General features: G+C 70.0%; 21 protein-coding genes. 8 read left to right on the top strand and 13 right to left on the bottom strand.

The window, feature by feature from the left end; genetic code table 11:
- Nucleotides 1–537: hypothetical protein (locus AB0J09_RS28305; RefSeq protein ID WP_360697423.1), on the top strand; the 537-nt coding region annotated here is incomplete at its 5' end.
- A gap of 36 nt (nucleotides 538–573) precedes the next feature.
- Here the strand turns inward: AB0J09_RS28305 and egtE are convergent.
- The 10 genes from egtE to AB0J09_RS28255 all read right to left on the bottom strand — a co-directional run bounded on the left by egtE (nucleotide 574) and on the right by AB0J09_RS28255 (nucleotide 9388).
- On the bottom strand, nucleotides 574–1695 hold the full coding sequence (gene egtE / locus AB0J09_RS28300) for an ergothioneine biosynthesis PLP-dependent enzyme EgtE (RefSeq protein WP_360697420.1): 1122 nt from the start codon (nucleotides 1693–1695) through the stop codon (nucleotides 574–576).
- Complete coding sequence (gene egtD / locus AB0J09_RS28295; RefSeq protein ID WP_360697417.1) at nucleotides 1692–2672, bottom strand: L-histidine N(alpha)-methyltransferase; 981 nt, start codon at nucleotides 2670–2672, stop codon at nucleotides 1692–1694. The genes egtE and egtD overlap by 4 nt, the downstream gene beginning before the upstream one ends.
- 14 nt (nucleotides 2673–2686) lie before the next feature.
- Nucleotides 2687–3406: an ergothioneine biosynthesis protein EgtC gene (egtC, locus tag AB0J09_RS28290; protein WP_360697414.1), complete on the bottom strand. Its 720-nt coding sequence runs from the start codon at nucleotides 3404–3406 to the stop codon at nucleotides 2687–2689.
- A 1-nt stretch (nucleotide 3407) separates the two neighbouring features.
- The gene (gene egtB, locus AB0J09_RS28285) at nucleotides 3408–4700 is read right to left on the bottom strand and encodes an ergothioneine biosynthesis protein EgtB (protein WP_360697411.1); all 1293 of its coding nucleotides are present in this window, start codon (nucleotides 4698–4700) and stop codon (nucleotides 3408–3410) included.
- Nucleotides 4700–5926 (bottom strand): ergothioneine biosynthesis glutamate--cysteine ligase EgtA, encoded by a 1227-nt coding sequence (gene egtA / locus AB0J09_RS28280; RefSeq protein ID WP_360697409.1) that lies wholly within the window; start codon nucleotides 5924–5926, stop codon nucleotides 4700–4702. Before egtA ends, egtB begins: the two co-directional genes overlap by 1 nt.
- A 102-nt stretch (nucleotides 5927–6028) precedes the next feature.
- Nucleotides 6029–6268 (bottom strand): zf-HC2 domain-containing protein, encoded by a 240-nt coding sequence (locus tag AB0J09_RS28275; protein ID WP_360697406.1) that lies wholly within the window; start codon nucleotides 6266–6268, stop codon nucleotides 6029–6031.
- Between the two features lie 78 nt (nucleotides 6269–6346).
- Nucleotides 6347–6979, bottom strand: coding sequence for a sigma-70 family RNA polymerase sigma factor (locus AB0J09_RS28270; protein ID WP_360697403.1), 633 nt, complete (start codon nucleotides 6977–6979; stop codon nucleotides 6347–6349).
- A gap of 166 nt (nucleotides 6980–7145) precedes the next feature.
- Nucleotides 7146–7967 (bottom strand): alpha/beta hydrolase, encoded by an 822-nt coding sequence (locus AB0J09_RS28265; protein WP_360697400.1) that lies wholly within the window; start codon nucleotides 7965–7967, stop codon nucleotides 7146–7148.
- A 159-nt stretch (nucleotides 7968–8126) separates the two neighbouring features.
- Entirely contained in the window at nucleotides 8127–8336 is a 210-nt protein-coding gene (locus AB0J09_RS28260) for a hypothetical protein (protein WP_360697397.1), read from the bottom strand.
- Nucleotides 8337–8479: 143 nt separating this feature from the next.
- Nucleotides 8480–9388, bottom strand: a complete 909-nt coding sequence (locus tag AB0J09_RS28255; protein ID WP_360697394.1) for a lytic transglycosylase domain-containing protein — start codon at nucleotides 9386–9388, stop codon at nucleotides 8480–8482.
- 444 nt (nucleotides 9389–9832) lie between these two features.
- On the opposite strand from AB0J09_RS28255, the gene AB0J09_RS28250 reads away from it, so the two are divergent.
- From AB0J09_RS28250 to AB0J09_RS28230, 5 genes are read left to right on the top strand one after another with little or no spacing between them, the layout of a single operon-like run.
- Nucleotides 9833–10840 (top strand): sulfate ABC transporter substrate-binding protein, encoded by a 1008-nt coding sequence (locus tag AB0J09_RS28250; RefSeq protein WP_360697391.1) that lies wholly within the window; start codon nucleotides 9833–9835, stop codon nucleotides 10838–10840.
- Between the two features lie 7 nt (nucleotides 10841–10847).
- Nucleotides 10848–11672 carry a sulfate ABC transporter permease subunit CysT gene (gene cysT, locus AB0J09_RS28245; RefSeq protein WP_360697388.1) on the top strand — a complete coding sequence of 275 codons (825 nt, stop codon included), beginning with the start codon at nucleotides 10848–10850 and terminating at the stop codon, nucleotides 11670–11672.
- Complete coding sequence (locus tag AB0J09_RS28240; protein WP_360697385.1) at nucleotides 11665–12447, top strand: sulfate ABC transporter permease subunit; 783 nt, start codon at nucleotides 11665–11667, stop codon at nucleotides 12445–12447. Before cysT ends, AB0J09_RS28240 begins: the two co-directional genes overlap by 8 nt.
- A 5-nt stretch (nucleotides 12448–12452) precedes the next feature.
- The gene (locus tag AB0J09_RS28235) at nucleotides 12453–13427 is read left to right on the top strand and encodes a sulfate ABC transporter ATP-binding protein (RefSeq protein WP_360697382.1); all 975 of its coding nucleotides are present in this window, start codon (nucleotides 12453–12455) and stop codon (nucleotides 13425–13427) included.
- Nucleotides 13424–13831, top strand: a complete 408-nt coding sequence (locus AB0J09_RS28230; protein ID WP_360697379.1) for an Rrf2 family transcriptional regulator — start codon at nucleotides 13424–13426, stop codon at nucleotides 13829–13831. The genes AB0J09_RS28235 and AB0J09_RS28230 overlap by 4 nt, the downstream gene beginning before the upstream one ends.
- 275 nt (nucleotides 13832–14106) lie before the next feature.
- Here the strand turns inward: AB0J09_RS28230 and AB0J09_RS28225 are convergent, their stop codons facing one another.
- Nucleotides 14107–15489, bottom strand: a complete 1383-nt coding sequence (locus AB0J09_RS28225) for an alpha/beta fold hydrolase (protein WP_360697376.1) — start codon at nucleotides 15487–15489, stop codon at nucleotides 14107–14109.
- Between the two features lie 158 nt (nucleotides 15490–15647).
- Entirely contained in the window at nucleotides 15648–16076 is a 429-nt protein-coding gene (locus AB0J09_RS28220) for a hypothetical protein (protein WP_360697373.1), read from the bottom strand.
- Nucleotides 16077–16671: 595 nt separating this feature from the next.
- Here AB0J09_RS28220 and AB0J09_RS28215 point away from each other — a divergent pair.
- Nucleotides 16672–17589, top strand: coding sequence for a hypothetical protein (locus AB0J09_RS28215; RefSeq protein WP_360697370.1), 918 nt, complete (start codon nucleotides 16672–16674; stop codon nucleotides 17587–17589).
- A 447-nt stretch (nucleotides 17590–18036) separates the two neighbouring features.
- Here AB0J09_RS28215 and AB0J09_RS28210 read toward each other — a convergent pair whose 3' ends face one another.
- A complete protein-coding gene (locus tag AB0J09_RS28210; RefSeq protein WP_360697367.1) occupies nucleotides 18037–18384 on the bottom strand; it encodes a metalloregulator ArsR/SmtB family transcription factor in 348 nt (115 codons plus the stop codon).
- Nucleotides 18385–18450: 66 nt separating this feature from the next.
- Here AB0J09_RS28210 and AB0J09_RS28205 point away from each other — a divergent pair.
- Nucleotides 18451–19972: heavy metal translocating P-type ATPase (locus tag AB0J09_RS28205; RefSeq protein WP_360697364.1), on the top strand; the 1522-nt coding region annotated here is incomplete at its 3' end.

Genomic DNA, 19972 nt, shown 5'->3' with positions numbered 1-19972 from the left:
CTCGCGCTGCCGCTCGCCGCCTGGCTCGGCTGTGCGGTGACGGCCGGGCCGTTGCAGTACGTTCAGGCGCTCGGCGCCGACCGCCAGACGATCGTCGCCCTTCTGGCGGGCCTGGCCGGTGGCGGCATCGGCGCCGCCGCGGGCGCGGCCGCGCTCCGGCACGCGGAGACCAGGCTCGGGCTGGTCTCCTTCATCGTGATGTTCGACGTCCTCGACGTGGCCCACGGTCGGCTGGACCTGCTCGAGCCGCTGTTGGTCCTGGTCGCTCCCGCCGTGCTCGTCGCCGTGGCGACTTGGCGGGCGACCCGGCGGGGCGGGAGCCTCGGGTCGGGAGTGCTCGCGGGCGTGGCGGGGCCCTTGCTGATCTGGTCCGTCTACCTGATGATCGGCCCCCGGCTCTACGACCACACCACGCAGAGCGGGCCGTACTACTGGGCCTTCTTCATGACACTCATGGCGCTGGTCCTCGCGCCGATGGTGGCCGGTCTGGCGCTCGTGCTGCCCCGAGCGCCCCTCGAGAAGACGTCGGCGCCCTAGAGCCAGACGGCGGAGACGCGGCGCGCCCCCGGCCGGTCAGCGGGCGAGGACGCGGGCCAGGGCGTGCAGGGTCTCCAGGGGCGTGCCGGGTGGCGGGGAGACCCGGAGGACGGGTTGGCTCAGGTCCAGTGGCGCCCGGGTGGTCGGCACGACGCTGACCAGCAGGGACGCCTCGGCGGCCCGGGCGGCGGCGCTCTCCGCCGTGTCGCCGGGCGGGGGTCTGAGCGTGACGAGGGCGGACGGCTCGTCGAGCGGCTCGGCCACGCGCCATCCGCCGGCCCCGTCGAGCACGCCACGCGCCGTGCGACCGAGGTCGGCCAGGTGCGCGTGGACCGCGGGCGGGCCGAGCGCGTGATGCTCGAGCACGGCCACACCGAGCCCGACCTGTGCCGCGACCGCCGCCTCCGAACTCTCGTACCGCACCGCGCCGGACACCGGCACCGGATCATCGGCCCGTGACGTCCAGAGGTGGCCGCGGAGGGTCGGGACCGCGGCGTCCATGGCCGGTGTGAGGCCGGGCACGATCAGGAAACCGACGCCGCGCGGGCCGGCGAGCCACTTGCGGGAGGTGCCCACGTAAGCGGTCGCGCCTGCCCCGCGTACCTCCACGTGCCCGAGCGACTGGCAGACGTCGAGCACGAGCGGGACGCCGGCCGCGCGGCACCGCGCCCCGATCTCCCCTACTGGCTGCACGACGCCGTGATGTGAGGCGATGTGCGAGACGATCACCAGGTCGAGCCCCGCCCCCAGTTCGGACGGGTCCAGGCGGCCGTCGCCGTCCACCGGCAGCTCGACCGGCTTCCAGCCGCGCTGGGCGGCCAGGCGGTGCAGCAGCATCAGCGTGCTGCCGTACTCGGCGCGGGTGTAGCCGACGCGGCTGCCCGGCTCGAGCCGCCATCCGCCCAGGAGAGCCGCCATCGCCGCCGTGCCGCTTTCCAGGAACGCCACATCCCCCGGATCGGCCCCGACGAGCGCGGCCAGGGCCGACTTCGCCGGGGTGAGGTCCGGTACGGCCGCGTAGCCGCCGCGCTCCCGTTCCAGCCGCAGGTGCGCCACGACCGCGTCGAACACCTGGTCGCTGGGCACGTTGCAACCGGCCGCGTCGAGATGCCCTGGCGGCACCACGCTGCGCGCACCCCGCCACGCCCCGGCGATCACGCCTGGGCCAGGACCAGGGTGAAGTCACCTGCCGGGTCGGTGTAGCCGCGGCGGACCTGGAAGCCCGCCGTCACCAGCTCCTGCCGCAGCCCCTCCGGCCGGAACTTGGCGCTGATCTCGGTACGCATCTCCTCCCCCTCGGCGAAGTCCACGACCATCCCGAGGCTCTCGATGCGAACCCGCATGTCCCGGCCGGCCCGCAGCCGCATCTCGATCCAGTCGTGCCGCTCGTCGTACAGCGCGACGTGCTCGAACGCCTCCGGCTCGAAGTCCGCCCGCAGCTCGCGGTTGATCACCCGCAGCACGTTCCGGTTGAAGGCGGCCGTCACCCCGGCCGCGTCGTCGTAGGCGGCCACCAGCCGCCCGGTGTCCTTCACCAGGTCGGCCCCCAGCAGGAACGTGTCCCCGCGCCGGAGCGTGGCCCGCAACTCCTTCATGAACACCCTGCGGGCGGCGGGTTCGAGGTTCCCTATCGTGCCGCCGAGGAAGGCCACCATCCGCCGCCCGGTACGCGGCAGCAACCCCAGATGTCGCTCGAAGTCGGCGCACACCGCCCGCACCTCCAGTCCGGCGAAGCGCCCGGCCAGCCGCCGCGCCGCCGCCTCGAGGGTCACGGAGTCCACATCCACCGGCGTGTACGTGCGCAACGTGCCCGCCGCGGCGAGCGCCTCCAGCAGCAGCTCGGTCTTCTCGCTGGTGCCCGACCCCAGCTCGACCAGCGTGTCCGCGCCGGAGGCCGCCGCCAGATCCGCGGCCCGCGCCCGCAGGATCGCCAGCTCGCGCCGGGTCGGGTAGTACTCGGGCAACCGTGTGATGCGGGTGAACAGGTCGCTGCCCGCGACGTCGTAGAACCACTTGGGCGGCAACCACTTGGGCGACGCAGTCAGGCCGGCCCTGACGTCGCGTTCGAGCGCCTGCCGCAGGTAGTCGTGGTCAAGATGGTTGATCACATGCACGATGGACTGACTGACGGCCATGAGGCCTCCTTAGATCACAACGGCTGCAAGCTCACGCGGTCGCGTGTGGCGGTGAACAGGCTGCGCTCGGGAACGGCCTGCCAGCCCGGCAGGTCGTCGAGCGGCTCGCTGGCCACGAGCACGCCGTCGTCGTGTTGGCGGTAGAAGAGCGTGTCGCCCCAGACGGTGGCGGCGACGGACGCGCCGTCGCAGGCGAGCAGGTTGAGGCGGGCGCCGGGGTCCTTCTCCCCGGCGTGGACGACGACCTCGGCCAGCGCCGCGCCCAGGCCCAGCCCGGTGCGCCTGCGCAAGAACACGGCGGCCGCGACCCAGGCGGCGTCGCACGTGCTCTCCGCGCGATCGGCCAGGTCGTCGGCGAGGTCACGCAGCGCGTCCCTGCTGACGCGCCCGTTGTGGCTGAGCAGCCAGCCTCCGTCGGTGAACGGCGCAGTGGCGCTCTCCTCGATCGGCATGCCCGTGGTGGCCGAGCGCACGGCCGCGAGCAGGCAGGTCGAGCGGGCGACCTGCGCGAGCCCGGGAAGGTTGGCGTCGGCCCAGATGGGCCCGGTACGGCGGTACCGCACGGGCTCGGCCCGGACGGAGTCGTACCAGCCCATGCCGTAGCCGTCGGCGTTGATCAGGCCCTGGCGCTGGCGGCGGGGCGCGTACGACTGTTTGAGCAGCCCGTGCTCGGGCTCGTCGATGAGCCAGGTGAGCGGGCGGGCGGCGCCCAGCCAGGCGGCGTGCCTGCACACCTCAGACCAGCTCCGAACGTGCGCACCGGAACCCGGTGAAGATCTGCCTGCGGATCGGATAATCCCAGTTCCTGAACGTGGTGCGCACCGCCGCCGGGTCGGCCGCCCAGGAGCCGCCGCGCAGCACCCGGTAGTCCTGGCCGAAGAACACCTCGCTGTACTCCTTGTACGGGAAGCTGCGGAATCCGGGATAGGGCTGGAACCAGGAGTCCGTCCACTCCCAGACGTCTCCCACCATCTGCTCGGCCCCGTACGCGCTGGCCCCGCCCGGATAGGCGCCCAGCGGCGCCGGGTGGGCGGCGCGGTGGCCGAGGTTCGTCCGGTCGGGGCCCGGGTCCTCCTCGCCCCACGGGTATCGGCGGGCCCGCCGGGCCTCCGGGTCCCAGCCGCAGGCCTTCTCCCACTCGGCCTCGGTGGGCAGCCGCTTGCCCGCCCAGCGGGCGTAGGCGTCGGCTTCGTACCAGCTCACATGCTGGACCGGTTCGTCCATCGGGAGGGGCTCGGTCCGGCCGAAGCGGGTGCGCCACCAGGCGTGGCCGTCCCTGACCCAGAACAGAGGAGCGAAGACACCTCTGCGCTGCCGCCACTGCCAGCCCTCCGCGGTCCACCAGCGCGGGTCTTCGTAGCCGCCGTCCTCGATGAACGCGACGTAGGCGCGGTTGCCGACGGGGAGCCGGTCGATCCAGTAGGCGGCGAGTTCGACCTGGTGGGCGGGGCGCTCGTTGTCGTAGGCCCAGGGCAGCGTGTCGGTGCCCATGAAGAAGGGGCCGGCGGGCACGTACACCTCCTCGGGGCCGCCGCTCCGTCCTGCCGGGAGCTCGCCGTCGCGCACCAGGCCGGGCTGCCCGGACAGCTGCAGGGTGGCCAGCATGGTCTCGTCGTGCTGGTGCTCGTGCTGGATCACCAGGCCGAACACGAAGCCGTCGCGGTGCAGCGGCGTGGGGCCGTCGAGGTCGATCGCGTCGAGGACGTCGAGCACACGCCCGCGCACACCCTCGATGTAGCGGCGGGCCTCGGCCGGGCCCAGGAGGGGCAGGGTGGGGCGGTCTTTACGCGGGTGTTTGAACGCGTCGTAGATGTCGTCGATCTCGGGGCGGAGCGGGTCGATGCCGCCGGCCTCGCGCAGCACCCAGAGCTCCTCGTAGTTGCCCACGTGAGCGAGGTCCCAGACCAGCGGCGACATCAGCGGCGAGTGCTGGCGCACCAGCAGGTCGTCGTCCGCCGCCGTATAGGCGAGCGACCGGTCGCGGACGGCGAGAAGCTCGGCCGCGATGCGTTCCTTGAAGTCGTTCATTACTGTCCTTCCCCGTTGAGCCAGGCCGGGATGCGCCGTCCCGGCCCCGCATCCATCAGGTCGGCCGCCGGCGAGCGGCCCGGTGTCACGTGCCTGTCGGCGAACGCCGCCACCTCGCCGACCAGGCCGGGGCCCGCGCCGAGGCGGGGCAGCGCCTCCAGAGCGGCACGGAAGCACACCTCGGCGGCCCGGCTCAGGCGCGGGTCGGCCAGCCCGCACCGCGCCGCCACCTCCCACCACTTCCGGTACGGCTCCACGGCCGCGAGCGCGGCGTCGGCGGCCCGGTCGTCGGTGACGAGGGCGTGGGTCACGGCCGCGCACACCGGCCAGTCCGCCGGGTGCTGGGCGTCGAGGTAGCGGATCTCCAGCCAGCCTCGGGGCCGCACAGGAGGGAAGAGCGTCGTGGCGTGGTAGGCCAGGTCGTCGGTGGTGGGCCGGCGCTCACCGCCGCCGTCCAGCCAGTCGCGGAACGTCGAGCCGTCGCGCACCGGGCGGCAATGCTCCTCGCCGTCGCGTACCAGCATGAGGCGCGCGTCCAGCAGGTATTCGGCCCAGTCGGCGGCGGGGTCGCCCGAGGCGGCCACGGGTGAGGTGCGGGTGCGGTCGAGGCGACCCCACACGGCCTGGCGGCCCGACATCCAGCCGCACGGGCGGCCGCCGCTCAGCGGCGAGTTGGCGAAGGCCGCCATCAGCACGGGGCCGAGCGCGTGCGCCCGCTCCCAGCGCGCCGCAGGCCGCTCCCCCAGGTCCAGGTTGACCTGGACGGACGCGGTCGAGCACATCATCAGCGCCCCGTACGGCTCGCCGAGGAACTCGGCCATGGCCTCGTACCGGGGCAGGCGCAGCTGGCGGCGGGGCGGTCGCACCGGGTCGAGGCCCACTCCGGCCAGGACCAGCCCCTCCTCGTGCAGGGCGGCGCGCACGGCGGCCACATCGGCGGCCAGGCAGGCGAGCGCGTCCGGCAGCGAGGCCGCCGGGCCGGACAGTTCGAGCTGGCCACCCGGCTCGAACGTCACCCGGCTGCCGCCCGGCAGCGCGGGGATGACGCGCTCGACCCTGGCCAGCGGGACGTACGCGGCCTCGGCCGCACGGTCGAAGACCAGGAACTCCAGCTCGACGCCCACCCGGTCCGCGGCATCCAGGCCCGGCTCGAAGCAGCGGCGCGCGAAGTCCGCCACGTCGGAGGCGTCCCGCAGCGGCGTGCCCTCGGACGTCAGGCCGATCATCGTCTACCCTTCGCGTGGCGCACAGGTCTACAGACCCGCGAGACTCGCCAGCGTTACAGGTAATTTTTGGGCAATCGACCGGCCGGGCTCACCGGCCTCCGGTCATAACCGCCGCCGCTCGCGGAAGGCAGACATGAGCCGCGCGCGCACATCGGTGGGCAGCTCCTCCGGAGGCGGGTCACCGAGGACACCGATGGTCGCCTGGAACTGCTCGAAGTAGCGCTCACACCCTTCGCAGCAGGCCAGATGCGCCTGCACGCCGTCGCGTGCCGGCCGGTCGAGGGCGTCTTCAAGGTAGGCGGTGATGAGTCCCGCCAGTTCGTCGCAGGTGAACCGCTTCACGACGTCGACCGCCCTTTTCTCTGGATATGAACCGCTTCACTAATTGTGCCGCCACATCGGCCAGAAGGAGCCTGCGAGCTATTCTGGCTGCTTCACGGACTCGAAGTAGTCGGCCAGCCAGTCACGCACGGCCGTGCGGGCGCGATGCAGCAGCACCCGCTGGTTGGCCGCGGAGATCTCCAGGATCTCGCACACCTCCTCCGAAGTGCACCCCTCAACGTCGCGCAAGGTGATCACGGTCCGCTGCCGGGGAGGCAGCCTGGACAGCCCCTCGGCGATCAGCCCGCGCACCTCCGAGGCGAGCGCCTCGCTCTCGGGCGTCGGCCAGGTCGCGGGGAGCTCCTTCCAACCATCCGGCAGCACCGCGTCGAGGCCCTTGTCCGCCACCCCGTCCTGCTCGAAGGAGCTCCACGGCAGCGTGCGGCTCTCACGGGCGCCCCGCGTCTTCGCGGTGTTGACCAGGATGCGGTAGACCCACGTCTTGACCGACGAGCGGCTCTCGAAGGCGTCGATCCCACCGATCACCGCCAGCCACGTGTCCTGGACGACCTCCTCCGCCGAGTGGTCGGTGGACACGTAAGACCTGGCCACCCGCAACATGCCCCCGGACCAGGTGTCGAGCAGCGCCGCGAACATCGCCTCATCTCCGGCGCGCAGGGCCGTGACGACGACGTCATCCGGGGGCAGCCCACCGCCCGCGAAAGACCCCACGATCGCCCCCTCCGGTCGAACGCTGAGACATGGCGTCGGGACCGAACCTCGGCCCCATGCCTGGGACTAACCCGCCCCACGCTAATCATTCCCACTGACGTTCTTCCGTCCCTGCGGTGTCTTCACGTTGAAGACACCGCAGGGCCTTCGCGCACGGGCGTGCCGGTCACGGAGCGCTCAGCACTTCGATCAGTTGCTTGGCGAAGTCCTCAGGAGCGTCGGTGAAACCGCTGTGCGCGCCCGGGAACTCGACCAGCTCGGTCCCGAGCCGCTCTGCCAGCACGGCGGCGGGCCGGTACGGCAGATGCCCCTTGGTCTCACGCCCGGCCGCGAGGACCACCCGGTCGGAGACCTGGCCAAGAGCGGCCAGGTCGGGCACGTAGGAGGTGAATTGCCGCAACTCGTGCTCCATCATGATCGGAGCGTTGCGCATCAGCCGGGTCATCATCTCAGCGGCGCGAGGAGGCAACGAGGCAGGGTCCGGCATGGCTTTCATGGTGCCGCCTATGCCCTCCACGAACCGAGCGGACGCAGCCACGAGCCCTTGCGTGCGAAAGAGCTGGTACACCTCCTCGACGAAGGCCAGTTGCGCGGAGGCGTCGGGCAACAGGGCGAAGCACGGCGGCTCATGGGCGACCAGTCGACGTACCCGGGAAGGATGGCGGGCGAGCAGGTCAAGACCGACGATGGCGCCGCTGCTGCCACCGAAGACGTAGGCGGGCCGGTCGGGGCTAACCACGTCGAGCAGCCGGCAGGCGTCGTCGCTCTGCACGTCGACCCGCTGATCCACGGGGACCGGGCTGTCAAGGCGGCTGCGCGAGTACCCGCGTGGGTCGAGGGTGACGAGGGTGAAGTGCTCGGCGAGCGGGCCGGCCACCACGTCGAAGACGGCCGCGTCACCGCCGCCGCCCGGCAGCATGAGGAGCACCGGCCCGCTGCCGCTGACCTCGTAATAGAGGCTGGCACCGGGTACGGACAGCATAGTCATGATCTTCCTTTCCTTGCGCGCGGCGTAAGTACGACGCATCCAGCTAACTAGAGAGAGTAGCTTATTTCCTAGGATCATTAGGTTTAGTGAGAACGCGCCTGCCCCGAGCGCGCACTGGGACCTGCGCGAGCGGCCACGGCACCGCCTGAGGCGGCGGGGTCAGGGGATCCAGCGCATGGCCAGGAGCAGGGTGTCGTCGCTGTGCAGCACCTTGCGGTGCATCACCCGTACGAGCGTGTCGGTCAGCTCGTCCACCTCTCGGTGCCGCCACGTCAGCTCGGCCAGCTCGTCCAGCCCGCGTTGAGATCGCGCCGGGCCTCCACCAGCCCGTCGGCCCGTCGTTTTCGGGGACAGGTTCGGTCCTGTCACGGTGAGACTCCGCCCGGCCGGTTGTCGTCAGCCGCGAACGGCATCACCGGCCCGACACCGTCGCTCACCGGTACATATCGGCGCCAAGACAGGAACTCATCGGAACGGCTGCGCTTCCCACCCTGCTGGGGACCGGGCGACGGTCAGCGGGGACCGGTGAGGCGGACGTCGCCCTTCGTGGACAGGACGAATACCTGCCAGTTGTAGTACGCGTAGAAGCTCCGGGCATCGCGCTTGATCTGGCGAGCGTGCGCCAGAACGGCATCTACGTACCGGTTGTCATGGTTGTAGGCGAACACAGCACGCCGGTAGTCGCGAGGCGCCCCCGACGCCTTGAGGTAGTTGGCCGCACCAAGCACCGCGTCGCGTGCGTTGTGAACATCACCGCCTAGCCCGTACTGCTGCCACGTGCCCGGCATGAACTGCATCGGTCCCTGCGCGCCGCTGGAGCTCGCCGACCTGACCCGCCCGAACTTCGTCTCCACGAGCATGATCGCCGCGAGCACCTCCCACTCGACGCCGAACCGCTTCTCGGCGCGCAGCATGTAGCCGCGCAACTGCTCGGCAGGCACCGGCTCGGCCAGTCGCATCCGCTTGCGCTGTGCCGCGCCGATCGGACGAGCCATCGACAGCAGCTTCCCGACAGCCGTGACGTTGTCGCGGGCCTCCGCTGCCAGCGCTTTGGGCAACCGCCCGATGGTCTGCCGGGCCAGCGGCGTATTACGGGCCAGTGTGCGGTAGATGCGCTGCTGATGAAGGGCTTGCAGCACCACGTCCTGCGGCGATGAGGCCTGCGATCCCTTGGCCGTCCAGCCGTCGATCGCCTCGTTCAGCGCGGTGGTCGTCTTCTTCAGATCGTCGGCCAACGCGACGGGATCCGTGGCGATGGGGGCGTCAGGGGCGGGCACATCCGCGGCCCCGGCCGACAGAGAAGGTGTTTGGGCGGCGTTCGGGGCGGGCCGCTCGGTTGTCGCTGCTCCGCCCGCCACATCGCCACAGCTCGTGAGGACGACTACGGTGGATGTCGCGATCATGACGTGGGCCAGTCTCATGACGATCTACCGTAGCGCCAGGACCGCCCGTCCGCCCTGAACGGCTGGCGGGTAGCGAACCGGCATCACTGCCGCGTTCGCCGCCGAGCCGCTACCGGATGCGGATGAAGTGACGCTCGGGTTGTGGGCAGCAGGCCGCCGAGTTCTTCCTGCTGCGTGGCGCCGACATCAACTGGGTCGGCTATGACGGGCTGACGGCGCTGGATGCCGCCCGCCGCTCCGGCGCCGGCGAACTGGCCGCCTGGCTCGTCACGCGCGGCGCCCGTGCCGCGGCCCGGTCCGGCTGAGGTCGGCCACCAAACAAGTAACTACGGTTACAAATCAGGTGCGCCGCTCAGCAGCGACACGGATCGGTAACGAATCCCCGGCCAGGTCTTGCCGAAGCCCCCCGTTTGCCCTTAACTCCATTATATCGACTTTTTAAGTAGGGAATAGGGAGATCCGGTGAACGGGCTTCGGAGTCTGGCAGCGGCTGCGGCCTTGGCGTCGGTCGCTACTCTGACCGCCGCCTGCGGGGGCGGGGCAGGCAGCGGATCTGACGGCAAGGTGCAGCTGTCGCTGGTGGCGTATTCCACGCCACAGGCGGCGTACGAGAAGATCATTCAGGCCTTTCAGGCCACGCCGGAGGGCAAGAACGTCACCTTCACCAAGTCCTTCGGGGCCTCCGGCGACCAGAGCCGGGCCGTGGAGGCCGGCCTGAAGGCCGACATCGTCGCGTTCTCCCTCGAGCCGGACATGACCCGCCTGGTCAAGAAGGGCCTGGTCGCCGAGGACTGGAGCACAGGCGAGACCAAGGGCATGGTCACCGACTCGGTCGTGGTCATCGCCACTCGCAAGGGCAACCCGAAGAGCCTCAAGACCTGGGACGACCTGACCAAGTCTGGCGTCGAGGTCATCACGCCCAACCCGTTCACCTCGGGCGGCGCCCGTTGGAACGTCATGGCCGGGTACGGCGCCAAGTCGAACAAGGGAGCCGACAAGCAGGCCGGCGTGGACTACCTCAACGCGCTGTTCAAGAACGTACCGGTGCAGGACGACAGCGCCCGCAAGTCGCTGCAGACATTCTCCAGCGGCAAGGGCGACGCCATCATCGCCTATGAGAACGAGGCGATCTTCGCGCAGCAGAACAACCAGCCGCTGGACTACACGGTTCCCGACTCCACGATCCTGATCGAGAACCCGGTCGCGGTGACCAAGAACTCGGCCCATCCGAACGAGGCCAAGGCTTTCCTGAAGTTCCTCTACACCTCACAGGCGCAGAAGATCTTCGCCGACAACGGGTACCGGCCGGTGGTCAAGGGCATCCAGGGAGCGAACTTCCCGGCTCCGCCCGCGCTGTTCACCATCGCCGACCTGGGCGGCTGGTCAAAGGTCACGACCGAGTTCTTCGACCCCAAGGGCAGCATCATGGCCGACGTCGAGCGCGAGCTCGGGGTCTCGATCGAGAAGTAGTCACCCGGTGTCCACGCAGACAGTCGTCTCCAGGGCAGGGATCACCCTGCCCTGGAAGAGGGGCACCGCGCTCGGGCTGGGCGCGGCCGTCCTGTACCTGAGCCTGATCGTGCTGATCCCGCTCGCCGCCGTGGTGCTGCGCTCGCAGGAGCGCGGGGTCGGCTACTTCTGGGACGCGATCACCACGCCGGACGCCTGGGCGGCGCTGACGCTGACCATCGGCGCCTCGGCGGTCGTCGCCGCGATCAACCTGGTCATGGGCACGGTCATCGCCTGGGTCCTGGTCCGGGACCGCTTCCCCGGCAAGGCCGTCGTCGACACGCTCATCGACCTGCCGTTCGCCCTGCCCACCATCGTCGCCGGGCTGGTGCTGCTGGCGCTGTACGGCCCGAACAGTCCGCTCGGCATCGACCTGGCCTACAGCCGGGCCGGTGTGGTGCTGGCGCTGCTGTTCGTCACCCTGCCGTTCGTGGTGCGCACGGTCCAGCCGGTCCTGCTGGAGCTCGACACCGACATGGAGCAGGCCGCCGCCTCGCTCGGCGCGAGCTCGGCGCAGATCTTCCGCCGCATCATCCTGCCCAACCTGGTCCCGGCGATGTTGTCGGGCACCGCGCTGGCGTTCTCCAGGTCGATGGCCGAGATCGGCTCCGTGGTGCTGATCTCGGGAAACCTCCCGTTCAAGACCCAGGTGGCCTCGGTGCAAATCTTCGGACAGATCGAAACCGACAACCCGATCGGCGCGGCCTCGGTCTCCACGGTCCTGCTCGTGGTCGCCCTGGCCACACTGGTCGCCCTGGACCTGCTGCAGAGATGGGGCAGCCGCCGTGGCTAAATGCGGACTTCGCGCGCTGGCCCTGGCCTACCTGACGTTCCTGCTCGTGCTGCCGGTCGCGATCATCGGCTGGCGCACCTTCCAGAACGGCCTCGGCCCGGTCCTGGACGCGCTCACCACCCCGCAGGCCCAGTCGGCCTTCCGCGTCACCCTGATCGTGGCGTTCTGGGCCGTTCTGGCCAACACCGTCTTCGGCGTCGGCGCGGCGATCCTGCTGGTACGGCACGACTTCCCCGGCAAGCGCCTGCTCAACGCCCTCATCGACCTGCCCATGGCCGTCTCCCCCGTCGTGGTGGGCCTGGCGTTGATCCTGGTCTACGGCCGCTTCGCCCCCGTGGGCGGGTGGCTGGAGGGCATCGGTGTCCAGGTCATCTTCTCCATCCCCGGCATGGTGATGGCGGCCGTCTTCATCTCCCTGCCCCTGGTCATCCGGGAGGTGATCCCCGTACTGGAGGAACTCGGCGACGAGCAGGAGCAGGCCGCCCGCACGCTGGGCGCCGGCGCGTGGCAGACCTTCCGCCGCATCACCATCCCCGGGATCCGCTGGGCGCTCGCCTACGGCGTCGTATTGTGCCTGGCCCGGGCGCTGGGCGAGTACGGCGCGGTCGCCGTCGTCTCCGGCCGCCTGGTCGAGCAGACCCAGACACTGACCCTCTTCGTGGAAGAACGCTTCCAGAACTTCGACGAGGCCGCCGCCTTCTCCGCCGCCACCGCGCTCGCGCTCGTGGCGGTGGTCACCCTCCTGCTCACCAAGATCCTGCGCCCGAAGGGCTGAACCTCATGGCCATTCAAGTAAGCGGCGTCAACAAGGCGTTCGGGGGAACACCGGTGCTGACGAACGTCTCCATCGACGTGGCCTCCGGCTCTCTGACCGCGCTGCTCGGCCCGAGCGGCGGCGGCAAGTCGACCCTGCTACGCGTCATCGCCGGCCTGGAGACCCCCGACACCGGCAGCGTGGTGATCTCCGGGGTGGATGCCACCCACCTGTCCCCCCAGCGGCGCAACGTCGGGTTCGTCTTCCAGCACTACGCCGCGTTCAAGCACATGAGCGTGTTCAAGAACGTGGCCTTCGGCCTGGAGATCCGTAAACGCCCCAAGGACGAGATCCGCAAGCGCGTGATGGAGCTGCTGGAGCTGGTCCACCTGGAAAGCTTCGCCGACCGGTACCCGGCCCAGCTGTCCGGCGGCCAGCGCCAGCGCATGGCCCTGGCCAGGGCGCTGGCGGTCGAGCCCCAGGTGCTGCTGCTGGACGAGCCGTTCGGCGCTCTCGACGCCCAGGTACGCAAGGAGCTGCGGACCTGGCTACGCCGCCTGCACGACGAGGTCCACGTCACCACCGTATTCGTCACCCACGACCAGGAGGAGGCGATCGAGGTCGCCGACACCATCGTCGTGCTGGCCGAGGGCCAGGTGAAACAGGTCGGCAGCCCCGCCGAGGTCTACGACAACCCCGCCGACCCGTTCGTGATGCGCTTCCTCGGCCCTGTCACCGAACTGGGCGGCCGCCTGGTCCGCCCGCACGACATCGAGATCGGCACCGCCCCGGAGAACGGCAGCGCCCCCGCCACGGTCACCCGGGTCGTCCGGCTCGGCTTCGAGGTCCGGGTGGAGCTGCTCATCGACGGCCAGGAAGCCTGGGCCCAGGTCGCCAGAGGCACCGCCGAACGCCTGGGACTGGCCTCCGGCCAGCTTGTCCACGTGTGGCCCGCCCCGGCCGCCCCTTCTCTCGCCCTGAGCACGACCCCCGCCGTATGAGAATTTCCGCACGCACTCACTACGCCCTGCGCGCCGCCGTCGCCCTCGCAGCGGCGCCACCGGGCCCCATGCCGGCAGGGGAGATCGCCTCCAGCCAGGACATCCCCCGCCGGTTCTGCGACAACATCCTGGCCCAGCTGCGCCTGGCCGGGCTCGTCCGGAGCCAGCGAGGATCGGACGGCGGCTACTCGCTGGCCCGGCCGCCGGAGAAGATCTCCCTTGCCGACATCATCCAGGTGACCGAGGGTCTCGAGGAGCAGATCGAGCACTTCACCGGCCTGGCCAGCCCGCTCACCGGGATCTGGACGGCGATGCGTGAGCACGAGCACGCCCTGCTGAGCGAAATCACCCTCGCCCACATCGTGTCCTCGTCCACCGAATCCGCCCCTGACGCCGGTTCCTAGGGGAGCGACCTGGGCACGGCGACACATGCAGGTGGATGTGCGGCGGCGCGAGTCCCATGAGGCCCGCAGCACGGAACCGAAGCCATGCCCCCGCGAGGGCAGTTGGTAATGGGTGGGGGCCTGGCACCCGCGTACGCCACCAGTTCGCCCAGCCGGTGCCGGGCAGGGCGGCCGGCGGTGCTGGGCGGTACGCGGCATGACGGTTCGCCGCGAGGAGCCGGAGCGCGACCAGAAGGTGTGGACTTCAGGGCTGGGGCAGGGGGTGATGCCGAGGATCAGCAGGTTGTGTTCTTGGGTGGGAGGACCTTGTCGGTGAAGTAGCGGTTGATGTGGTCGCGAGCGCAGGTGTTCACGCCGTAGAGGGTGTGGCCGGGGCCGTCATGGGCGATCGTGACGCTGCCCGCGACCTGGCCGATCGCTCTGGCGACGGCGTCCGATTCGCCCCAGGCGCCTGCGCCGAGCAGAGGCGGAAGTGTCTTGGGGAGCGGGGCGGGCGGGTTGGTGACAGGTGCCGGCCAGCCGATGCATTGCAGAATGCCGGTCGCTATGGTGCTGGCCGGGCCCGCGTCAGGAGCGATCTTCCGGAGACGGTTGATCGTCACGTTGAGCTCCTTCCGATCGGCGGCGCGAGGCCAGTCGGTGCACTCCGTCACGCCGGTGGCCTGGTCGGGGTAGCGGGCGCCACTGGCGGGGACGAAGGCGGAGGCGTCGCCGTCGTGGGCCTTGCGGATGGCCTCGGCCAGGGCCGGCCAGGCCGTCTTGCCCTGTTTGGCCGACGCGATGGCGAAGGTTTGCAGGTCACGGCCCGTATAGGCGACGTTCTTCGCAGCGGGGACGGGAGTGCGATCGGCTCTGGCTACGAGAGCTCGCCAGATGCCGGGGAGGTCCTTGCAGCCGTTGGTGGCGCACCAATCGAAGAAGCGGGTCAGGAACTGCTCGTTGCTCTTGGCCATCTCCTCCAGCTCGCTGTTCCAGTCGGCCGCGCTGTGGTTCCAGGTGCCGTCGAGGACCATCGTGCGCACCTGATCCGGGAAGAGCCGGGCGTAGGCCTGGCCGTAGAAGCCTGCGTAGGAGGCGCCGTAGTAGTTGAGCTTGGCGCCGCCGAGGGCCTTCCTGATGGCTTCCATGTCGCGTGCGTGGTCGGCGGAGCTCATGTTGGCGAAGAGCGCGGGATCAGCCTGGCGACAGACCTCCGCTTGACCGCGGTTGGTGTCGGACAGCCGGCCGAAGTCGGCGTCGTTCCGCGGGAACTCGGGGATCGGGATGCGGGTCCACAGGCAGGGCAGGCCGGTGCTGAGGCCGCGGAACTGCGCACCGTATCCGCGGGTGTCCCAGGTGACGATGTCCATGCGCTTGCGCAGGTCCGTCCACCAGCCGGACAGCGATTCGGTGAGCGCGATGCCGGGCCCGCCGGGGCCGCCATAGGCGATCAGGGCGACGCCCTCCGAGGTGCCGGTGGAGGCGAGACGGCCCAGCTTGAGCGTGATCCTACGGCCGCCGGGGTCCTGCCAGTCGACGGGAACCTGGAGGTCGGCGCACTGCATGCCGACCTTGTCGTTGGGGCACAGACTCCAGTCGAGAGCGTCCGCCGTGTGCTGGGCGCGTATCCCGCCCCCGGCGCTCATCAGGACCAATGCCATCGCGATTGACTTCAGCATGCCGATCACGATGCTTGAAGGGGCGGGTGTGGCGCGTCGGACCACGGTCTGATTTCTCGGAGCTTGAGTCAGACCTGGGGTTGTCATCCCGGGCGCTTCCAGGCCGTTTGCCTCGCCGCGGCATCAGGGCTTGGCGCCTGCGCGAGTACCTCCAAGCCTCAAGCGGCCCAGGGCTTCTTCCCTCTTTCCTGCACGGGTGCCCCATGTAACCTTCCGAGGAGGACGGGAGCGCGGCGGAGATCCGCCCGCATCAGACGGTAGGGCCGACGCATGCGGCGCACGCACCCCCAGGCGCACCCCACCAGCGCCACGACGGTGAACGCGGCCAGCCTGACGAGGTCGTCGTGCCCGAAGGCCAGTTCTCCTTCGGTGTGCGCGAGGAAGCCCGTGGCGAAGCACCAGGCCATCACGCCTGTCGCCAGTGCGGCGAGGTAGCGCCTCGCCCAGGCCCCGAACACGCCGACGGCCACGCCCACCAAGGCGACACGAGCCGTGGTCTCGGAGAAGGTCAGCGAAGCCACGGCGCAGGCGCCGACCGCGAACCCGAAACCGGCCGGAAGCAGCACTTCCAGAGGACGCCTGCGCATCGACCGTTCCTTTCAGCGGGAGCCATTCATATGAAACCGGCCCCGTCCTCCGGGAACGACATTTTCTACGCCATTTCTACGCACCCGATACGGCCGCTAACGCATTATTTACGCGCCAAGGACACGTCAAATCCCTTGCCCACCGATTTGCGGCATGGACATGGTGAGGCCATCGATCGCGGAGAGGAGGGGAAATGACCGTGCAAGCCCGCCGCAGCGTTGCCCGCCCGGCCTGGCTGCGCAATTGGAATGATCACGCCGAGAGCAGAATCAAGCCGGTCGAGCGCGGGCCAGGCCGATCACTTGGACTTGGCGACATGGATGGCGAGCTGGGTGCGATCCCGCGATGCCGACCCTGCGCCCGACAGCTCCAACAACAACGTGGTTGCCGCACGCTTCAGGCGTCTCGCCGGGTGGCTCAGCTGACATCGTCTGTTCCCGAACCGGCGCGGCACTGCCTTACGCGTGGCGGTCAAGTCCGTTAATTTCCTCCGTCTCCCGTTCCCCTGGAGGCCAAAGGTGGTCACCATGATCGGTGACACGCGCGTCTCTGGAGGTCCCGTTGACCATATTCCTACGTGTTCTCCTCGCTTCCATGGCGGCACTTGTCGCGTCGCCGGCCGTGCCGGCCGCCGCGGCCGCAGCGGCGCCGGCCGGCATGTACAGATTTGTGGTCGCGATCGGCGGTTTGAAGACCACCTCGCGCGAGAACTGGGTGCGCCTCGCGACCTACTCCCTCACCGCCGACGGCAAGGCCTACGACTCCCACTTCCACTGGTCGCAGCGCCTGCGCGTGACCCGCAGCTACACCGGCGTCACCGGCGCCGGGTGCGGCGTGCGTGCCTGCCAGGTGCAGACGGCCAACGGCTTCCCCGCCACCAGCTTTCCCGAGCACCTCAGTGGGACCTACACGGTGACCGGTTCGGTGCTGCGCATCACCTGGACCGGCAACGGATGGGAGGAGTGGACGGTCAGCGAGCCGATCGCCGGGCAACTGGCCAAGCTGACCTACCGGGGCAGTTCGTTCGGCGCGACGCACGGATACGGCTACGGCAGCAACGCCACGTGGAGCGAGCGCGCGTCGATGGCGGAGATCGCCGCCTTCGACCACACCCGGCTCAAGCACGACTACCACCTGTGGAAGACCGACGCGGGCACGCCGTACCTTGACGAGGGCGCGGGCAGTCCGTTCTGGATGACCGGGTGGCGCCAGTGCTCGAGCGGTCGATGCCTGGGCGGCGCCACGACCGCCACCGACTACTACCTGTCCACGGCCAACGCCACCTCGACCGACCGCAGAGACACCATCTGGCACTGGCGGCGCGAACTGGCCGACGCGCGCGGCGAGACCTGCTACACCGGCAACTCGCACGTCAAGCCCATGCTGCAGATCATCGACAATGCGGGCGGCTTCCACGGGTGGGTCGCCGTGGAGGCGTCGCTCAACCAGTCTTCCCCGAGCCAGGGCACGTCGGCCGACGACATCGGCGTCTTCGAGCTCAGCGAGTTCTAGGCCACGGCGTCAGAAGATCTCATTACCCCGTGCAGCCGGCCCATCGACGTGTTCCACTGGCTCACCGACAGGTGCAAGTCGTCCAGGTGCCCGCGAGCACCACGTAAATCGCCGACCGCCTCCACCAGATCCGTCCAGAGTCGCGAAAATTATTCATAAATGGCATAGCTATAGGTATTGGAGTGGTTTTCCTACGCCTTAGCACTATAAAAATGCAACACAAGCGCTATGGACCACTTCAGCGCCATTTATTACCCCTACGCTGTCTCCGTTCCACTGACGGCGAGGAGGCCACGTGCTCGGAATCGACACCTGCCTGGCTGAGGTCATGTCCATACCGGGGGCGCTGGACGCGATGCTGGTCGACCACACCAGCGGCATGGCGGTGCCCTGGTGGGCGCCGTCGCGATGATCGCACCGCGTTGAGGCGCGAGCGCGGAGTCCGGGTCAGGAGGTAGGTGCGAGGGCCTGGTCGCCGCGGTCGATGTGGTCGGCGTGGTAAAGGCCCTGGGTGAGGAGGCGGCGCACGTGCTCGTCGGCGGCGGTGTAGTAAACGAAGGTGCCCTCACGGCGGCCCTTGACCAGCCCGGCCAGGCGGAGCTTGGCCAGATGCTGGCTGACGGCGGTGGGGGCGGCGTCGGCGAGCTCGGCCAGGCAGGCCACCGACGACTCACCCTGCAGCAATGCCCACAAGATCTTGATGCGGGTGGGGTCGGACAGCAGCCGGAACGACTCGGCGGCCAGATGCACCTGTTCCTCGTTCGGCATGTCGAAGTCAGGCAAAGAGGTGTGCATACAGTCAGCATATCCTCGAACCTCACTACTTGCATATCTGCGTGAGTGCGCATGTACGATGCTTCGGTGACAACCGAACTGAGGCGCTCCCCCGTGGCCCCACCCCCGGCAACGATGTCCCGCGCCGCAAGGTGGTGGCACAGCGGGGCCGGGTCCCTGATGGAGGTGCGCTGGGCGGCCGCGGCCACCGCGCTGTTCGCAGCCGGCGGCCTGGCCCAGCTGGCCGGGACGCCGCCCTGGCTGTGGTGGGTCCTGTACCTGGCCTGCTACGCCGCCGGAGGCTGGGAACCCGGCCTGGCCGGACTGAAGGCGCTGCGCGAGCGGACGCTGGACGTCGATCTGCTCATGGTCGCCGCGGCGATCGGCGCGGCCGCGATCGGGCAGGTCTTCGACGGCGCGCTGCTGATCGTCATCTTCGCCACCTCCGGCGCGCTGGAAGCGGTGGCGACCAAACGCACCGAGGACTCGGTGCGCGGGCTGCTGGACCTGGCTCCCGAGCAGGCGAGCCGCGTGGACGAGTCCGGGCTGGAGGACGTGGTCCCGGCCGCCGAGTTGCGGGTCGGCGACGTCATCGTGGTCCGGCCAGGAGAGCGGATCGGCGCCGACGGCCAGGTGCTGGCCGGGGCCAGCGACGTCGACCAGGCCTCCATCACCGGCGAGAGCCTGTCCGTGGACAAACAGGCCGGTGACGATGTGTTCGCCGGCACCCTGAACGGTACGGGCGTGCTGCGTGTCCGGGTATCACGGCCGGCCGGGCAGAGCGTGATCGCGCGGATCGTGGCCATGGTGGAACAGGCCAGCGCCACCAAGGCACGAAGCCAGCTGTTCATCGAGAAGGTCGAGCAGCGCTACTCGATCGTCATGGTCGCCGCCACCATTGCCTTGTTCACATTGCCCCTGCTGTGGGGGACACCGGTGCAAGACAGCCTGCTGAGGGCCATGACTTTCATGATCGTCGCCTCGCCCTGCGCGGTGGTGCTGGCCACCATGCCACCGCTGCTGGCCGCCATCGCCACCGCCGGACGCCACGGCGTGCTGGTCAAGTCCGCGGTGGTGATGGAACAGCTGGCCGATGTCACACAGGTGGCTTTCGACAAGACCGGCACACTGACCGAGGGCCGCCCACATCTCGCGCAGATCCACCCCCTGCCTGACCCCAGCCCCCGCGCCGCGACCGGGCAAGACGACATCAACCGGCTCCTGGCGGTGGCCGCCGCCGCGGAGGAAGGCTCGGAGCATCCGCTGGGCCGCGCCGTCGTCGCCGCGGCCCGCGAGCAGGGCCTGACCCTGCCCACGGCCACCCAGTTCGCAGCGGTGCCGGGACGTGGAGTACGGGCCCGCGTCGCCAGGCAGCAGGTCGACATCGGCAGCCCCGCACACCTGCTGGATGGCCGTACCGACGAGGCCGCCGACGCGGCCCGGCAGCTGGCCGCCGGCCTCGAGGAAGGCGGGCACACCGCCGTGGTGATGCTGGTGGACGGCCGGCCCGCCGCCATGCTGGCCCTGGCCGACAGCATCCGCCCGGCTGCTGCCGACACCGTGGCCCGCCTGAACGCGCTGACCGGCGCCCGGCCGGTGCTGCTGATAC

This window comes from Nonomuraea sp. NPDC049784, assembly GCF_040659615.1.
Taxonomy (GTDB): Bacteria; Actinomycetota; Actinomycetes; order Streptosporangiales; family Streptosporangiaceae; genus Nonomuraea.
The sequence above is the reverse complement of the archived record's forward strand: the minus strand, read 5'-3'. Positions and strand labels throughout refer to the sequence as shown.